This is a genomic window from Microbacterium sp. Cr-K20, from assembly GCF_000708325.1.
GTDB lineage: Bacteria > Actinomycetota > Actinomycetes > Actinomycetales > Microbacteriaceae > Microbacterium.
The window spans coordinates 42,482-59,719 of record NZ_JARE01000016.1; the positions used below are offsets into that span (position 1 = coordinate 42,482).

General features: G+C 67.9%; 16 protein-coding genes. 6 read left to right on the forward strand and 10 right to left on the reverse strand.

All coding sequences use genetic code 11. The annotated features are described in order from the left end of the window. Positions 1–111: 111 nt before the first annotated feature. A complete protein-coding gene (locus tag GZ67_RS0102875; protein ID WP_029261175.1) occupies positions 112–1,476 on the reverse strand; it encodes a hypothetical protein in 1,365 nt (454 codons plus the stop codon). A gap of 73 nt (positions 1,477–1,549) precedes the next feature. Beyond that, positions 1,550–3,418: a DUF4012 domain-containing protein gene (locus GZ67_RS0102880; RefSeq protein WP_029261176.1), complete on the reverse strand. Its 1,869-nt coding sequence runs from the start codon at positions 3,416–3,418 to the stop codon at positions 1,550–1,552. Between GZ67_RS0102880 and GZ67_RS20335 the strand changes: the two genes are divergently transcribed. Both GZ67_RS20335 and GZ67_RS0102890 read left to right on the forward strand, forming a co-directional pair. Then, positions 3,407–4,489, forward strand: coding sequence for a nucleotidyltransferase family protein (locus tag GZ67_RS20335; protein ID WP_231481677.1), 1,083 nt, complete (start codon positions 3,407–3,409; stop codon positions 4,487–4,489). The two genes, GZ67_RS0102880 and GZ67_RS20335, sit on opposite strands and share 12 nt — an antisense overlap. A 30-nt stretch (positions 4,490–4,519) precedes the next feature. Next, the gene (locus tag GZ67_RS0102890; RefSeq protein WP_029261178.1) at positions 4,520–5,626 is read left to right on the forward strand and encodes a PqqD family protein; all 1,107 of its coding nucleotides are present in this window, start codon (positions 4,520–4,522) and stop codon (positions 5,624–5,626) included. 16 nt (positions 5,627–5,642) lie between these two features. On the opposite strand, the gene lepB is transcribed toward GZ67_RS0102890, so the two are convergent. Next, the gene (gene lepB, locus GZ67_RS0102895; RefSeq protein ID WP_051662298.1) at positions 5,643–6,326 is read right to left on the reverse strand and encodes a signal peptidase I; all 684 of its coding nucleotides are present in this window, start codon (positions 6,324–6,326) and stop codon (positions 5,643–5,645) included. Positions 6,327–6,374: 48 nt separating this feature from the next. Here lepB and GZ67_RS0102900 point away from each other — a divergent pair, with 48 nt between their 5' ends. After that, complete coding sequence (locus tag GZ67_RS0102900; RefSeq protein WP_029261180.1) at positions 6,375–7,439, forward strand: acyltransferase family protein; 1,065 nt, start codon at positions 6,375–6,377, stop codon at positions 7,437–7,439. Between the two features lie 27 nt (positions 7,440–7,466). Here the strand turns inward: GZ67_RS0102900 and GZ67_RS20015 are convergent, their stop codons facing one another. The 3 genes from GZ67_RS20015 to GZ67_RS0102925 all read right to left on the reverse strand — a co-directional run bounded on the left by GZ67_RS20015 (position 7,467) and on the right by GZ67_RS0102925 (position 10,142). Further along, entirely contained in the window at positions 7,467–8,456 is a 990-nt protein-coding gene (locus tag GZ67_RS20015) for a MauE/DoxX family redox-associated membrane protein (protein WP_051662299.1), read from the reverse strand. 87 nt (positions 8,457–8,543) lie between these two features. Further along, positions 8,544–9,050, reverse strand: a complete 507-nt coding sequence (locus GZ67_RS0102920) for a hypothetical protein (protein WP_029261182.1) — start codon at positions 9,048–9,050, stop codon at positions 8,544–8,546. A 195-nt stretch (positions 9,051–9,245) separates the two neighbouring features. Continuing rightward, complete coding sequence (locus GZ67_RS0102925; RefSeq protein WP_029261183.1) at positions 9,246–10,142, reverse strand: AraC family transcriptional regulator; 897 nt, start codon at positions 10,140–10,142, stop codon at positions 9,246–9,248. 328 nt (positions 10,143–10,470) lie between these two features. On the opposite strand from GZ67_RS0102925, the gene GZ67_RS20020 reads away from it, so the two are divergent. Beyond that, complete coding sequence (locus tag GZ67_RS20020) at positions 10,471–11,556, forward strand: hypothetical protein (RefSeq protein WP_051662300.1); 1,086 nt, start codon at positions 10,471–10,473, stop codon at positions 11,554–11,556. Positions 11,557–11,581: 25 nt separating this feature from the next. Here the strand turns inward: GZ67_RS20020 and GZ67_RS0102940 are convergent, their stop codons facing one another. From GZ67_RS0102940 to GZ67_RS0102955, 4 genes are all read right to left on the reverse strand, one after another. Continuing rightward, on the reverse strand, positions 11,582–13,045 hold the full coding sequence (locus GZ67_RS0102940; RefSeq protein WP_051662301.1) for a polysaccharide biosynthesis tyrosine autokinase: 1,464 nt from the start codon (positions 13,043–13,045) through the stop codon (positions 11,582–11,584). Between the two features lie 94 nt (positions 13,046–13,139). After that, positions 13,140–13,913: an arsenate reductase/protein-tyrosine-phosphatase family protein gene (locus tag GZ67_RS0102945; protein WP_231481678.1), complete on the reverse strand. Its 774-nt coding sequence runs from the start codon at positions 13,911–13,913 to the stop codon at positions 13,140–13,142. Continuing rightward, entirely contained in the window at positions 13,910–14,380 is a 471-nt protein-coding gene (locus GZ67_RS20025) for a VanZ family protein (RefSeq protein WP_051662302.1), read from the reverse strand. The genes GZ67_RS0102945 and GZ67_RS20025 overlap by 4 nt, the downstream gene beginning before the upstream one ends. A gap of 35 nt (positions 14,381–14,415) precedes the next feature. After that, positions 14,416–15,360: a Ppx/GppA phosphatase family protein gene (locus tag GZ67_RS0102955; RefSeq protein WP_029261189.1), complete on the reverse strand. Its 945-nt coding sequence runs from the start codon at positions 15,358–15,360 to the stop codon at positions 14,416–14,418. Between the two features lie 147 nt (positions 15,361–15,507). Between GZ67_RS0102955 and GZ67_RS0102960 the strand changes: the two genes are divergently transcribed. Both GZ67_RS0102960 and GZ67_RS0102965 read left to right on the forward strand, forming a co-directional pair. Beyond that, positions 15,508–16,995 carry a dicarboxylate/amino acid:cation symporter gene (locus GZ67_RS0102960; protein ID WP_051662303.1) on the forward strand — a complete coding sequence of 496 codons (1,488 nt, stop codon included), beginning with the start codon at positions 15,508–15,510 and terminating at the stop codon, positions 16,993–16,995. Next, on the forward strand, positions 16,992–17,238 hold a 247-nt coding region (locus GZ67_RS0102965), incomplete at its 3' end, for a hypothetical protein (protein ID WP_029273751.1). The genes GZ67_RS0102960 and GZ67_RS0102965, both read left to right, overlap by 4 nt.

The window sequence follows — 17,238 nt, forward strand, 5'->3', positions numbered from 1 at the left end:
ACCCGTCGGCCGCAATTGAGAGCGAACCAGCCTGTCTGAAGGGCGCCGGCTTACGTCAGGACTCTACAGGCTGGGTAAGAGCGAGACCAATCCGAGCCCGGGTGGGCGCGCTCAGGCGCGCCGCCTGACGGATCCGCTGCCGGCACCGAGGGTCCCGTTCTCGCGACGCGCTCTTCTGGCGCTCTTCGGGGGCATTTCGCCTCCGACGATCTGCTTGTGTATCAAGACCACGAACACGAACAGGAACAGGACGGGAGTGCCGATGAATATCTGCCCCTTGACGATTCCGATGGCGAACCCTGCGAACAGGGCAAGGAACAGCACCGTGTCGGGACGCGAGTTCTTCAGGAGGAAGTACGCAAGCGTGCCGTATCCGATGACGACGAAGAGCAACCCGCCCATGAACAGGTCATTGGTCAGGCCGACATCTGACCGGAACCCCTGGCTCTGGAAGATGTCGTCACCGGTGCCCCAGATCAGCCCGAGCCCTTCGGGGAAGACGAGTATGTCCTCGAACAGCACGCTGTATGTTCCCTCTACCGACCCGTCCGCCACAAGCGCAGTGGTCTCGTCGATGAACCCCTGGAGGAAACGTGCGGTGATCGGGCTGAGTTGGGAGACGACGGACCACGCGATCCACAGGAGGCCACCCAGGCCGGCCACGATCGCGAGCGACGGACCTATCTTGCGGCCGCGGAGGATCTGGCCGAGAAGCATCAGCGCGGTCATCGCAGCGAATACGGCGATCCCGGTTCGTCCGTTGAGAAGGATCGCGACGAGGATCAGAGGCACGTAGCGCAGCCCGCGGAAACGATAGTTCAAGGCGAAGTAGACGGCCACCGCGGCGAGCATGCCGTGGTAGATCGGCGTGACGAACGTGAACTCTCCCATAAGCCCGTAGATCCGGGAGCTCATCAGGTACTCGCCCCGGTCGCCAGCAGCGAGCTGGTACAGCCAGTTCGATATCTCCTTGAGTGGGAAGAAGACGAACGACAGCAACCCCCAGACGCCCTGGAACGCCGCCAGCTTGTAGATCATGCGGAGGGCGGACTCCGCGCTGAACCCGCGACTCTTGCAGATGTGGACGATGAAGGCGGCGTGAATCGCCATCAGCAGAAGCACGTTGTTCTGGACGATTCGCAGATCGACGAAGTCCTCGACCTCGGGATGCGAGGCCAGGTGCACGATCGCCACGAACAGGCTCAGCCCGAACATGACGATGAGGAAGCGCCTCAGCGGTGGGTATCCCAGCAGCCGGAACATGCGCTTTCCGCTCAGGGCGGAGTGGATCAGGAGAACGGCGGCGAGTGCGGTCAGGATGAAGAATTTGCTCGCGAAGAACGATGCGGAGAACGTCGGCGTGTAGATGACGTAGAAGACGTAGACGTACAACCCGATATTGCGGAGGAAACCCGAGCGCTCCGCGGGTCGGGCCAGTTCGTCCCCGACGCGCGTCGAAGGCAGCGCTGTGGTCATGTCTCTCATCGCGCACAAGCCTACTGGGCGGCGCCCGGCGCTCTGGATCCGAGCATCTGCAGTGCGCGCGGTATCACTGCGTCGTGCAGCCCGATGCTCCATCGACCGTCGACTGCGTGGCCCGCGACATCGGCGTGTGCCAGATCTCCAGTGGCCCCGCATCCGCCGAATCCGCGAGTGCGAACTCGAACTCGACCGTGTGCGAACTCACCAGGTGGTTCAGGACTTCGATCTTCACGGCGGGTCGCCCGAGGTGCGTGCCGCTGCTGATGGGCTTCGCGGGCGCGCCATCGAGGGTGATGCTGTTGAGCGAGGCGCCCTCGGGGCCGTAGATCACGACGTAGGTGCTCACATCTTCGGCTGCGAAGTACGGCCCGCGAACGTAGTACGGCAATCTCGCCGCCAGTTCTTCGTCAATCTTCGAGGAGAGTACGGCTGTGCCTCGAACAGCCTGCGGCTGTCCGGCTTCGCACGTTTCGAACGACGCAGAAGTCGCCAGGTCGAGGTAATAGCTCTTCTTCGAACCCGTGTTGTCATTCACGTAGACGCCGATGGCCGTGTGCTCGCTGTTCGACGATGGCAAAGAGCCGGCGAGGCGGCTCCCCGCGATCGCAGCGCTCTCCGCTTCGTCCGAAGACCAGTAGAGCAGGCGGCCTTCGTCAGCGGATCTGCTCAGGGCGTTGATCAGGGCGACCGGCGAAGGACTGCCCCCGGTGATGGCCGTGAAGATCGCATCGGTGGCCGCAGCGAAGAAGGCGTTCTGTGAGTAGCCGTCTTTGTAGTTGAAGTACACGCCGTTCAGCAGAATCGGCGCGGTGTTCTCCACGGTGAGCACTTCGCCGGTGGGGAGCGGCACCGGCCCTGACGCAGCGAGGATGTACGAGAGTGCCACCGGATCAAGCGATACGACCGCGTCATACGGTTCGCCGATCGTGCCCTGCCAATGAGCCCCCAGGATCTCGGCTGCTCGAGGAAAATCGGGGACCATCGTCAGGTCAGGAGTCCAGCGTCCGATCTTGTCGCCGTAGATGGCGACCTCCTCGTCGGTGAGCTGCGTGACGGGCTGGTCCAGACCGTTGGGGAATTCCGCCGTGTCCGCGTATCGAACGATGCTGATCGCGCCCGCCTCCGCGCGCAACAGCATCATCACCGCCGGGTTCCCACCGAGGCTCCGCGCTTCCGAGTTCCCCTGGAACATGACCAGGTAGTTCCGAGGCCCTTCAGACCCGAGCGCGCGGGGGAGCAGGGCAAGAGTGTCGGCGATCGGACTCATGGTCGATTGCAGCTGCGTCGCTTCGTTCTCGAACGCCTCGACTCCAGCGAGGACAGGACCGATCAGCGGTCCCTGATCGACGGCCCCGAGGTCGGCGACGACCGAGTCGACGGTTTCGGAGAGGTCAGCCGTCGTGCTCTTCAGACCCTCGAGCGCGTCCAGGTTGAACCTGCCCTGTTGAGGAGCTATGGATGCGAGATCGAGTCCCTGGATAGACCCTGCGACGGAGCTGACCAGGCGGTCAGTGAGTACTGACACGACGCGGACTGCCCGCACGTTGTCGCCCACACCGAAGGGGACGGCTTCCGCGATGCTCCATGCCACGCCCGAGGTCTCGCCGACAGCTGCCTGCGTCGATTCGAGCGCGGCGTCCGCGCTCAGCGACGCGGCTTCGAGGTCCATGGCGAGCAGCGATGACTTCGCCTTCTGCGCCTCGGTCATAGCTGTGCTGAGGCTGGTCCGCGCACTCTGCGCCTGCGTGTAGACCTGCAGGGCGACCCACACCGCTCCGCCGATCGCGGCGAGCACGACGACGACGATCGCGAGCCAGATCCACCCGCGTCGTCGCCGACGCGGTGTGCTGTCCGGGCGAGGCGACTCGCGAGTGGTCTCGGTTGATCGAGCCTCGCGTGCGGCCTTTCGAGAAGCGGGGGGCTGGTGCGAGCTCATGTCACTTATCCAATCATCTGCGCATGGCAACATATCGCGCTGCACCGCAAGGCAACCTGTGAAGCGAGTACTGACGCACGAGCGGGCCCGCGCAAGGTGCAAGAATGCCAGGGAATGCGATCGGAGGCGTTTCGCGTCTGGAAGGGTGACATGGGGCGTCCGGAAGAGTTGGAAGCGGTGCCACTTCGGCTACCTGAGGCGACACTGCTCGCACACGCGCTGGGAGCGAGGGTCGCCGAACAGGTGTCCGCCCGGGTGCTCTCGATCAAGGGGCCTGCTGCCGATCATCACGCGCTCCGTGAACCTCGCCTGTCCGTGGACGCGGATCTTCTTGTAGACCCCCCGGCGTTCGAGTCATTCTGCGCGGCGTTGGAGGCGCAGGGCTGGCACGAACGTGTGGCCAGGTCGACTCCGACGATTCTCGAACCGCATTCCCGGACCTATATCCACCCACGGTGGCCGTGCGACATCGATGTGCATGAGAGGTTCCCCGGCTTCTTCGCAGACCCGGCGGACGTGTTCGATGAGCTGTGGAATCGTCGCGAGGCACTCCATGTGGGAGGCGTCGCACTCACGATCCCCGCACTCGTGCCGTCGATGATGATCGGTGCTCTTCACGCGCTGCGCAACATGTCGGTCCCTCGGCATCGGGCGGAGTGGGACTCGATCATCGAAATGCTGCAGAGCCGCCTCGACGACAGCGGCCGGCAGGATTTCCTGCGTCTCGCCGACGCCGGACGGTCCCGATGGGTGCTTCGGGAGGCGCTCGAGATCATCGGGTTCGGGCCAGTCGAGAATGACCTCTCGACGAGCGAGGCGGACAGCTGGTCCTCGAACCTGCGCTTCGGCGCCGACGGGGGTGCGGCCGGATGGCTCATCGCCCTTCGGCGCGGGCCGATGAGGGAACGGGCTCTGACTCTGGTTCGCGCTGTGTGGGTGCCGAAGGAGTTCGTGCCTCGCAATGAGAAGTCGGTGCCGCTGTCGACGCAACAGGTGATGCGCTACCAGATTCAACGCTGGCGTCGGGGTCTGCGTGCCACACTCAACTACGTCCGCAATCTGCGAGGCTGATGCTCCTTCGGCTGTCGATAGGCTACGACCATGCCCGCCGTCCACGATCGCCTGCTCAGCGAGGAGTTCACCGAGATCGGGGATGAGGTCTGGGTCCTGCGTGCCGGGGCTATCGCGGACGCCGACGGATCCGTCATGCTTCTGCTGGCTGTCGACGGAAGCAACCTCCAGAAGATGGTGTCGGGGCTCGAGGCTGACCCGGGATACGTGAGCGCGCGGCTCGTGGGCATCGACGCCACCGGAGTGGTCGTGCCTTTGCAAGAGTCGCAGGCCGAGTCCGTGCGGCCGTCGTCGGAAACGTCGAACCTGCCGGCGACTTTGCGAGCGCGACATCTCGTTGTCCTCAACGACGGTGCAGTGGGGGAATCGCAGACGTCGGTGCCAGACGGTCTCGAGGGCATCTTGCGCTCGCTCGTGAGCGCAAGCATCGGTTTGGGGGGCGTACCGCGACCACTGGCGCGCATCACCGATGTCGTTTCGCAGTGCGATGCTGCACATCTCACCGTTGCCTCCACGATCACGATCGATGAGCTGAGAGAGAGGGTGCAGCGCCATGTCTCTGCGACCGGCCTGGTCGTCGACGAGTCGCCGTTGCGTTCGAGAGCGCGCCATCGGGGTGACAGTGACTCAGCCGGACGCTCCACGCCTGCGAGACCGCTGTACTTCCGCGGTCCTGCCCTCGACGAGCTCGCGCTCGTGGACGGGCGTTCGGTCGTGCTCCAGGGCGAGAACGCAACACCGCTTCTTCACGTGTTGAATGCAGACGTCGCCCAGGTCTGGAACCGCGCTGATGGTGTCGAGCGAACGCGATTGGGAGGTCCCGCCGGAGTCGTCGATACGTTGCTCGATTTCGGCCTGCTCGACTCCCGGCCGTCGTGGCGCATCAGTGACGATGTCGCGTGGGTGGGAGACGACGCTCGCACGACGGTACTGAGCCCGGACAGCATCTCGCCGCTGGCCTTGGTGGGATCGTCGCATGTCGTGTGGTCGGTGCTCGCCGATCGATGTGCAGTGAACCAGGATGCGCTGGTCGATGCCTGCGCCCGGCTCTTCGATGCCGACGCGCGCGAGATCGAAGCCCCGATCGAGGCGCTTCTCTACGACCTCTGGGGACGAGGCCTGGTCATTCGCATCTGAACAGCGGCACCCCCGCCTACGGCCCGCCCCACCGCCCGATCGGCCACAGGATGGCCCCGGCCTTGCCGAACACGTCGTCGCGCGTCATCCAGCGCCAGCAGCTCTCGTCCGGATCCGCCGTCCCGCGACAGAGATACGCGGAGTCGGCCGAGTTCGCCCGATTGTCTCCGAGCACGAGATACGAATCCTCAGGAACGGTCACCGGCCCGAAGCAGCGGGTCGACATCGGCTCGCTGTCGCAGTCGAGCGACCCGGCGACGAAGGGGAGATCCTTGACGACGTAGGGCTCATCGAGCGGCTCGCCGTCGACCAGCACCCTGCCCTGGGCGTCGCAGCACTCCGCGGTCTGCCCGGGTCCGGCGATGACCCGCTTCACCAGCACGTAGGGCCGGATGCCGGTGGCCTCGCCGACCCAGTGGAACGCCTGCGAGAACCAGTTCCCGCCGGCCGCCGGCTTCTCGCCCCAGGCCTCATCGGGACGGAACACGACGATGTCGCCCGGCGCGGGGTCTGCGGCGACGTAGGCGAGGCGGTTGACGATGAGACGGTCGCCCGGCTCGAGCGTCGGCGACATGGATCCGGACGACGGCTGGCCGATGAAGGCGACGATGATGCCGGTCAATGCGAGTGCGAGTGCGATGTTGACCCAGATGTTCCCGAGGAGTCGCCGACGCGGCTTCGGTGCATCTGTCGTCATCATGTGCTCTCCGGCTCGCGCGCTGCGGTGTCGACACAATACTGTCAGTGAATGGCCCAGTATTCCGGTGACAGCGGTCCCCGCCTGCTCGAGTCCGCATCGGCATCGCAGGCGCAGCGCCTGCTCATCCCCGACGTCCTCCGTGGCGTGGCGATCGTGGCGATGGTGATCGCGCACGCGAACCCGTTCCTGCCCGAACTGCCCTGGGCCGCGAAGTTCGTGACGGCGATGTTCAGCGACCTGGCGTCGCCGCTGTTCGCCCTGGTGATGGGTATGTCGGCAGAGCTCGTCTGGCGCCGTGGCGGACGCCTCGGCGTCACACTTCTGCAGCAGGTCATCCGCGGACTGTTCCTGATCGCTCTGGGCGTCTGGATGGCGACCTGGGGCTCGTGGGTCGACGTGATCCTGGCGTATCTCGGCGTGACCATCATCCTCGGAGCGCCGATCCTCCTCGCGCGCACGCCCGTGGTGATCGGAGTGACGGCGGTCCTCCTGCTCATCAGCCAACCGCTGGTGGACCTCGCCCGGACCTGGACCTGGGTGTACACGGCGCCTGCTCCGGTCGCCGACATCATGCAGTGGCTCTTCCTCGGCCAGCACTACCGCGTGCTCAATCTTGTGCCGATGTTCCTCATCGGTGCGCTCTTCATCCGGCACGGCCTGCAGCGCGACCGACTGCTCACGGGGCTGGCCATCGCCGCACCGCTCGCCTACCTGGCCTGGGGCGTCGGTCAGCGGCTGGGTGACGTGCAGTCGGGCGACTACCTCGACACCCTGAAGGACTTCGGCCTCGTGTTCGTGGTCTACGTCATCGTGGTGTTCGCCGCGACCGCGCGTCGCGACGGTGCGAAGCGCTTCTGGAGCCCGATCTTCGTGCCCCTGGTCGCGTGCGGGCAGGTCGCGCTGTCGTTGTATCTCCTGCATGTCGGGCTCATCGCTTTGTACGCGCGGGCCGAAGGCCGCCCCACCGAGAACTTCTGGCCGGGCTGGCTCGTGATCGTTCCCGGCATGATCCTCGTGGGATGGCTCTGGTGGCGGTTCGTCGGCACCGGCCCCGTCGAATGGGTGATGGGCTGGCTGACCGGTCGGCGCAAGCCCCTGCTCCGGAGGCGATGATCGCAGCCGCGCGCCCTCGGCACCGCATCAGGCGGGGGAGACCTCGACCGCCGCACGGATGCTGTCGATCAGCACCCGCACCTCGTCGCTGCCGACCGCCAGCGGCCCGGCCTGCGTTCCGTCGGTTCCGATGAGGGCGGCCACGGGGGTCGCCGCGCCGATGCGGAGCGCCGCCGCAACAGAACCGCCGACGTCGAGCGCGAACCGCGTCGAAGCGGGGAGGTCGTGCGGCGGCTCTGTGCTCGCCGCGACGCTCACGGCGCGCTGGATCACGTAAACGTCGACAACGGCCGCCAGAGGGGCCTCTGCGGCCTTGAGTGATGTCATGGCGGTCGCGCACGCGTGGCACCCTGGCGCCACGAACACCAGGAGTCGGGCGCGGGCGGCCGGGGCGAGCACGTCGACGATCTCCGCAGTGCCAGGCAGCAGCACGGCGCCGGCTCCACGGGGGATCTGCGCATCCGCTCGTCCGGCGGCGTTCGATGCGCGGGCCAGGGACCAGACGCCGACGGCGATCAACAATCCGGCACCGACAGCGCCGAGCACGAGGGGCACCGACGGGCCCGTGAGGAGCGTGGCCGGAATCCCGACGGGCTGGGAGACGGCGGCCGTGGCGACGGCCCCTGCGAGCACGGAGGCGGCGATGGCGGTGAGGACCGCGTTGCGCACGATGAGGCGAGGCCCGATCGCGGAGGGGAGCCAGTCGCCGAAGCAGCCGCAATCATCGGTGGCGCCGAGGCGGTGCGCCCGGATGACGGCGATCAGAAGGCCGGAGGTCAGCAGGAGCGCCGCGGCAGCGAAGACCACGAAGAGCCAGCCGTCCGTCGCGAGCAGCCCGACGGCGACGACCGCCTCGACGGCGATCAGTGCTCCGGCCGCGGTCTTCGGGTGACCGACAGGGATACGCAAAGCCGCGAAGGCGGCGCTTCCGCGGTCGGCCGATCGGAGCTTTCCGACCGCGCTCACGGCGAAGACGACGGCGAGGAACACCGTCAAAGGTGTGAGGAACGCGACCATGGCCCCAATACTCCCGGATAGCCGGAGCGGCCGAAACCCGAAGGCTCCGGCCGCTCCACGATCTTCGTGATCAGTTCGAAGGACAGATCAGCCGTCGGTGCAGAGGATCGCGGTCTGGGACAGCGTGCCCGAGGTCTTCGCGCCGGTCGCGACGTACCCGCTGGGAAGCGTGGCCGTTGCCGTCAGGACGCTGCCGACGCCGAGTCCGACGAGGGCGCGGGCCTCGAACGAAGCGCCTGCGGGCAGGTCGGCGACGAGTGTGATCTGCTGCGATGTCGGTCCCAGGAGCTGGATGTCGGCGAGTGCGCTCGAGATGGAGAAGAGCTGCACGTTCGCGACGCCGGTCGCCGTGATGTTGATGACGGTCCCGGCGGGGAGCGGTACGCTCGGGCCGGCGGTGATCTCGAAGCCCGGGAACAGCAGTCCCAGCGTGCCGCAGTCGCCGTCGACGGAGAACGCGCCGACCTCGACGTCGCCCGACGCGGCCGCGAGCGGCGTAGCGACGGCTGCCGCGATGACGGGGACCGACCACGCCGCGCCCTTGACGATGGTGCGCCGCGAGATGCCCTTGTTCTTCTGGATTTCTTCGGTCACGTGAGTGCCCTCCCTGTTCGATGCAGATGCGGTTTCCCGCGGTGTCGTGAAGAGGCGACACGTTGTCTGCATCCCCCAGGAGCCTCTTCGTGGTCATCAAAGTAGGGAGAGGAAGAGGGGGAGGAAGGGGGTTTCGGTGAACTACGCGCAGGGTGCGCTCAACCTGCGCGATCTGTGCGTTCTGGCTGCGCGGAGCTATGCCCGGCGCGAGGAGCGCAGGGTGCGCGGGGTGGCCTGATAGGCCTCGTCGAGTGCCCGACGCATGCTCATCGGAGAGTGGAATCCGGCGCGCTGCGCGATCTGGTCGATGCTCAGCACGTCGTAGCGACTGTCGACCAGTAGCGAGTGCGCCAGCCGCGCGCGTTGGCGACGGATCTCCGCCGCGACGCTGTTGCCGGATTCGGAGAAGACGAGCTGCAGCTGCCGCAACGACGACTGCACCTCATGCGCGACGCGCGACGGTTTCAGCGACGGGTCACCGCACTGCTGCGAGATCACGGCGATCGCCCGCTCACGCAGCACGGCATGCGGCGAGCCCTGCCCGCTGACCCCGCCGATCCGGTCGAGGAGCACCGCCCCGCACATCTCCATCACCAGCTGCTCGATCGCGTACTGCTCGATCGGAGACGCCTTGTCGTCGGTGTCGAGAAGGCACCCGATGAACTGCTGCATCGAGGTATCCAGGAGCCGGCGGTCCGCGAACACGCTCGCATCGGGAGGCAGCGACGGCACGAACGAGGAGATGGCCGAGCGGGGCACGAGGGCGGCGACGAAGCGCCACTGTCCTGCCCACCGCAGTCGGCGTGCGATGCCGTGTGCGGCGACGACGAGACCGCCCTCGGTCTCGACCCAGGGTTCGCCCTCGAGACGTGACCACAACGCCTGTGCTTCGACGAACGCGAACACGGCGTGGTCGGGGTACGAGCTCACGGTGTCCACGTGGAGTTCGGAGGTCCCGCCGCCTGTGCTGAGCAGTCGCACACCGCCGGAGGCACGCTCCCGGGAACGCAGTCCAGGGCGGTCTCCGACCCGTCGGACACCGTGCTTCGCGAGCTCTCTGTCGTCGATGACCTGAGCGTGGGAATGACTCACGAGACGTCCCCTTTCAGGGTGCCAGCGAGCGGCAGTAGCGCCTCTGCGATCGGTGCGGTCTCGAAGCCGAAGCCCCGATACAGCGGTGTATTGAATATAGATTCAATCATCCCGGACCTCCTGTCAATGCAGATCTCGAATTCGTGTAGTGAGACGACACGAAACTCATCTGCATCCCCCAGGAGCCTCACTGCGAGCCACCGTAGAGCGCCCTTCGGGGAAAATCTGACGAATAGACGAAAAGCGCGCAATGTGCGTTGTTCCTGCGCGCATTGTGCTGTCGACTCCGCGGCTCGCCGAGTCGGCGAACGTGGATAGGCTTGCTGGCATGCCCGATCGCCTCCTCGTCAACGCGGTCGGAGCCGTCATCGAGATCGACGCCTCCCAACGCGACGACGACTTCCGGGCTCGCGCCGCGGCTGCCTGGGCGGATGCCCGCTACGAGGGCGATCGAGTCGCCGATGCGGTCGCCGTGGTTCCGGCCGACACGGAGGATGCCGCAGCCCTCTCCGCGCTCTCGACCGACGTCACGATCAAAGCCCTCGCGCACCGCCGACACGACCCGATCTGGATGTTGCATGCTGCCGGTCTCGCCACTGACGACGGTCGCGTCGTGGTCCTCAGTGCGGCATCCGGCACCGGCAAGACGACGGCGGCGCGCCACCTCTCGAAGCGCTACGCGTATGTGAGTGACGAGACCATCGGCATCGACGACACCGGTCGCGTGGTGCCTTACCGCAAGCCGCTGTCGATCATCGAACAGGATGTCGTCCCCAAGGCTCAGGTCGCGCTGTCGAGCATCGGCGGCGCGCACCCGCTTCCCGATGAGCTGCGGGTGGCGAAGATCGTCGTGATCGATCGCTCGCCGGAGGGCCCGGAGGTGCCGGAGGTCGAACTGCTGGACGTCGCGGACGCCCTGGCTCTGCTGGGACCGCAGACCAGCTACCTCTCCGACGGCCCGGCACCCCTGCAGCGGATAGCCGCGCTGCTCGCAGCCACCGGCGGTGCCGTGCGACTGCGCTACCGGGAGGTGACGGGTATCGACGGGATCATCGATGCTCTGCTCGACGTCGAGCCGACTCCGGTGCCGCCGATCGTCGCCCGCACCGCACCCGTGGTCGACGCGTCAGCCGCGGATGCCTACCGCCGCGCGGAGACCGTCGACGAGCTGGTACTCGAATCCCGCGTCGCCGTGCTGCGGCGGACGCCGACCGGGGGACAGGTGCACGTCCTCGACGGCATCGGCCCGACCATTTGGAGCGCGGCCGCCGGCGGGAGCTCGCTCGCTCAGCTCGTCGACGCCGTGGTGAGCGCGCACGGGGAGCCCGCGGATGGAGACCCCGTGACGATCGTGCAGACGGCCGTGCAGGTACTCATCGCCGACGGGATCCTGCTGCCGCCGACTCAGCCCTGAGAGGGGCCGCAGACCGAGCGGTGACTCAGACCTGAGCGGTGCCGCGCCGGCGTACACCGGGCGCGGCGTCGGGCTCAGTGCTCTCGCCGTCGCCGCCGTCCTTCGCATAGCGCTCGTAGGCGCCGTAGTACTCGCGGCCGTAGTACGCCGACTCGGCACCCTTGCGCGGCACGCGGTTCAGCACCACGCCGAGCACGCGGCCGGTCGTACGCGTGATGTTGTCGATCGCACGCTGCAGCATGTCGAAGGTGGTCTTCCCGGACGAGACGACGACCAGCACGCCGTCTGCGTTCGCGGCCAGCACCGCGGCGTCGGTCACCGGCAGCACCGGCGGGGAGTCCAGGATGACGATCGCCGACTTGCTGATCTCCGCCAGGAAGTCGCGCATCCGCTGCGACCCGAGCAGCTCGCTGGGGTTCGGCGGGATGCGCCCCGCGCCGACGACGGCGAGCGGGATGTCGCGGGAGGGGCGATGCGCCACATCCTGCAGCTCGGCCCGACCCGCGAGCACATCGGTGAGGCCCACGTCGTGGGACATGCCGAAGATGTCGGCGATGACCGGGCGGCGCAGGTCGCAGTCGATGAGGATGGCCCACTGTCCGGCGGCGGCGAGGCTGGAGGCGAGGTTGACCGAGACGGTGGACTTGCCGTCGCCGGGCACGGAACTCGTGACCACGATCACGCGCGGCGGGTTGTCGACGTCGATGAACTGCAGGTTCGTGCGCAGCTCGCGCATCGATTCGATGAGGTGGTGCGACACCCCGTGCTGCGACTCCAGCGAGAAATCGATCACCTGTCGCTCGTCGGCGATCGACTTCTCGAGCGGGAGGGTGCCGATGACGGAGACGCCCGTCTCGCGCTCGATGTCGCGGGGGTGACGCACGCGACGGTCGACGGTGTGTCGCACGAACGCGTAGACGAGACCGAGAGCGAGACCGGCGAGAGCGCCGATGATCACGTTCAGCCGCGTGTTCGGCGACGACGGGGTGCTGGGAAGGCGCGCGGAGTCACCGACGATGAGGGAGATCGCCGCCGGCGTCTCCGCCGTGCCGCCCTCGAGCTTCTCGATCTCGATCGCCATGCCGTCGAGCCAGGCCTGCGCCAGTGCCTGCGCCGACTCGGGCGTCGGCCCGGTGGCGGTGACCTTCAGCGCGGTGGTGTCGACGGGGTTCGTCACCGTGACCCGGTTCACCAGCACGTCGGGCGAGGCGTCGATGTCGAGTTCGTCGATCGCATGCTCGGCGACCGCCCGCCAGGAACCGAGATTGAGGTACGACTTGACCCTGCTCTGGGCGAGCTGGTTGCCCACGAGGGCGGAACCGCTCGTGCCGTCTCCGCCCACGGCCGTCACGATGCCTGTCGTGTCGGCCGAGTACACCCGCGGCTGCAGGGAACTCCAGCCGAACGCGAGGGCCGCACCCACCAGCGTGGCCGCGACGATGACGATCCAATGTGCGCGCAGAATGCGCGCGTAGTCTCTCAGTTCCAACTCTTCATCCCCTCGCACATCCCGCGGGGAGGCCGGGATGCAGACATGAGAATGAGCATACGGCGAACACCCCGCCGCCGGAGGCGCACACGGCTCACGTGAGGGCGGCGCGCACGATTCGTTCGACCTCGACCAGCGCGGGAGTCAGCTCCGCCGCCGACCGCGCGTAGGTCTCACGCGACCGCCGGTAGGGGTCGATCACGTCGTCGTCATCCCCGGAGGAGGCGGTGACGCCGCGCTGATCGTTGACGGCACGCAGCACGGCGGCGAACCGCTCGTGGGACGACGAGCCGGCCGCATCGGCGGCAGCGCGGGCGTCGTCGGTGCTCACCGTCGATGCGAGGCGCGCGAACTCGCGGACCGTGAAGGTGCGACGCAGTCGGTTCGGCATCATCTTGACCACGTGCGACCGATGCTCGCGTGCCATGGTGAGGACGAGGTCGGCGTCTTCGAGAAGCGGCTCGACCAGGTAGCGGGCCAGGTGGGCGGATGCGGTCGCGGGATCGACGCCCGCCTGCGCGGCCAGCTCCAGCGCCGGCTCGGGCATGCCGTGACCCACCAGGGCATGGGTGCCCGCGCTGTGGACCCGCACGCCGAGCGGTTCGAGGTCGGCCCGCAGCATGACCTCGGCCAGCGGCGACCGGCAGATGTTGCCGGTGCACACGGTGAGGATCGTGAGGCGTGACGAGGGGGCATCCGACGCCGGTGCGCCCAGGATCGCGGCGAGGGGGGCGGCATCCTCCGTGGGGGCGGATGCGGGGGCGACGGGTGCGGACGGCGCTTCCGGGGCGGTGGCGGATTTCTGTCGTTCGCGCCATTCCCGGCGGCTCATGCCGGCCGGCGGTCCATCGTCGTGCTGCGGGTTCACGCCACCAGCCTAGGGCTCCGTGCAGGCCGCGACGGCAGCATCAGGATGAGCAGCACCGCGATCACGCCACCCGCGAGAGTTCCGAGACTGTTGGCGATCACATCGGAGATCGTGGGGTAGCGCGAGGGCATGAGCCCCTGGACCGACTCGATCAGCCCGCTCATCAGGGCGCCGATCAGCACCACCTGCCACAGCCGCAGACGCGACCAGGCGAACGGCAGCAGGAACCCGACCGGGACGAAGAGGGCGACGTTCGCCAGGAACTCGAACACCACGGCGCTCTGATAGTAGGGAGCGATGCCGGCGTCGGAGACCCACCGGGCCATGACGCCGACGAGACCGGTGACCTTCGCCGAGACGTTCGCCGGCAGCCACACCGTGAAGCCGATGAAGAGCAGGTAGCCGACGAGTGCGACCCGCGCCGTCGCAGCCCCGGCGCGGACGGGGGCAGCGGTGGCGGAGGACATCCCGTCATGGTAGCCGCGGCGCCCCGGCGCGACTCTCAGCTTCGGGCGTCGCTCCAGCTCAGCTGCTCGATGTAGCGCAGCAGCACGCCCTCACGCAGCGCCCACGGCGACACCTCGAGCTCCTCCACCTTCAGCGCCGTCATTGCGGCATGCAGCGAGACCGCCGCGGCCACGATCTGGAACGTGCGATCCGGGGTGATGCCGGGGAGCTCCTGTCGGGCCGACGCGGGTAGCCGCGCCAGCCGAGGGATCCACGAGCCGAGCGAGGCCCGGGGGAGCAGCATCCGTTCGGTCCCCGACCACCCGGGCGCCGGGTAGCCGACCAGACGTGCCAGCGAGCGGATGGCCTTCGACGAGCCGACGACGTGGTCGGGTCGGGGGAGCGCGGCGAACTGCGGCAGGACAGTGGCGAGCGTCTCGGCGGCATGCGTGCGCAGCTTCTCGACATCGGCCTCGCCGGGCGGGTCGTTCGGCAGGAACTGCACGGTCATACGTCCGGCGCCGAGGGGGACGGATGCCGCGGCATCGGGCAGCTCCTCCGCACCCGCGGCGATCTCCAGCGAGCCTCCGCCGATGTCGAGGAGCAGCAGCTGCCCCGCCGACCACCCGAACCAGCGGCGCACGGCGAGGAACGTCAGCTCGGCCTCGGTCTCGCCGTCGAGCACCTGCAGCGGCTGCCCGAGAGCCGCCTCGATGCGCGCGATCACGTCGGCTCCGTTGCGCGCATCGCGCACCGCACTCGTGGCCGTCGCGAGCAGCGCATCGACCCGTTCCGTCTCGGCGACGCGACGGGCCTGGGCGACCGCGGCCTCGAGCGCGACCACGCCCTCTTCCGAGATCGCGCCGTCGGGCGTGAGGTAGCGCATGAGGCGCAGCACCGTCCTGTCGCTCGTCGTCGCGAGCGGACGTCCACCGGGGCGGACGTCGGCCGCCAGCATGTGGACGGTGTTGGATCCGATGTCGAGGACTCCCAGGCGCACGGGAAGAGACTACTCGCGCCCGGAGCCGCCATCGCGCTCGTATCGTACGGCCGACCTCGGAAACAGGGCCCCGACACGGTTCGTCACACATGGCAACAGATCGACCCGCCCGAAAGGTGACTCACAGCAGATCGATAATCTCGCGCCATGCCCGATAGCGCCGTCCTCCTGCCCATCGCAGCGCTCACCGTCACCCTCGTCGCGTTCGTCGGCATCGCGTTGCTCCGTCGCCGCGGCGCGGGATTCACCTCGCTCGTCCTGATCGCCCTGGGCGTCGGCATCGGGATCGGCATCGGGTTCCGTGACGGCCTCCAGTACGTCGCCGTGCTGGGGGACCTCTACGTGCAGGTGATCACGGCGATCGTGGCTCCGCTGATCTTCATCTCGATCCTGTCCAGCGTCACCTCGCTGGGATCGGCCGTGAAGCTGCGCACGATCGGGTTGTCGAGCGCCTTCTGGCTGCTCCTCACCAACGCGATCGCCATCGTGCTCACCCTCGCCATCGCGCTGAGCGTCGGCCTCGGCCAGGGAGTGCAGCTCAATCTGCAGGAGGGCAGCGGTGACACTCTGACCGGGCTGATCAAGCCGCTCGACGAGGTGCTGCTCGGACTCTTCCCCTCGAACATCGCCGGGGACTTCGTCAGCAACAACATCACCGGCATCATCCTGTTCGCCCTGCTCTTCGCCGTCGCGTATCTGGTCGCCAACCGGACCGACGACCCGAACCTGCGTTCGTTCAAGAGCGTGATCGACGGCACCAAGAAGGTCATCATGACCGCGGTGGGCTTCATCATCGAGCTCACTCCGTATGCGGTCCTCGCCCTCGTCGCCACGACGACGGCCACCGCTGTCACGCGCATCGAGACCGTGCTGGCGCTGGCGCTCGTTCTGGTGCTGGCACTCGGGATCGCGTTCATCGACGCCTACGTCGTGAACGGCGTGCTGCTGCGGGTCTTCGCCGACGTGAACCCGATCCGGTGGTTCCGCCTCCTCACCCCCGCCCAGTACACGGCGTTCACGACCCAGTCGAGTGTGGGGACGCTTCCGCTGACCATCCCCACCCTCACCCGCAAGGTCGGCGTGCCCGAGGAAGTGGCCGCGTTCACCGCCCCGATCGGCACGACCATCGGGATGCCGGGGTGCGCGGGTATCTGGCCGATCATCGTCGCGGTCTTCTCGATCAACGCCCTCGGCATCGAGTACTCGGTGTGGGACTACGTCACCCTCGCGCTCGTCTGCCTGCTGGTATCGATCGGCACCGCCGGGGTCCCGGGCACCGCCATCATCACCGCCACCGCGGTGCTCAGCGCCTCCGGTCTTCCCATCGAGGTGCTGGTCGTCCTCATCCCGATCAGCGCGGTCGCCGGGACCGCATCGACGATGGCCAACGTCACCGCGGCGGCCACGGCGGCGACCATCGTGGCACGCCGCCTGGGCGTGCTCGACGACGCCGTCTTCCGCGGCGAACGGCCGCCCGTCGAGGCTCCGGCAGAGCCCGCATCGCGGCGGGAGCGTCGACGTGCGCAGACCGGCCCGACACCCGTCGTCTCCGACCTCGGCATCCCCGCCGACCTCCCCCTCGGGCAGTGCGAGCTGCCCGCCGCCCGTCCGATCCACGAGAGAGTCTCCCGATGAAATCCGTCCGCCGTTCCCGCGTACTGTCCGCCCTCGCGGTCTCCGCCGCCTTCCTGCTCGCCCCGATCGCGATCCCGACGGCTGCGCACGCCGCGGGCGACGTCTGCGATCTGTGCTCGATCAACTTCGACCTGGGAGCCTGCGAGGGCCTCGGCGGCTACCCCTACGACTCCACGGTGGAGGCACCCCCGGCGGCGGTCTCCGGCGGCGGCGTGCTCCGCGAGGGGCTCGCCATCCGCACCG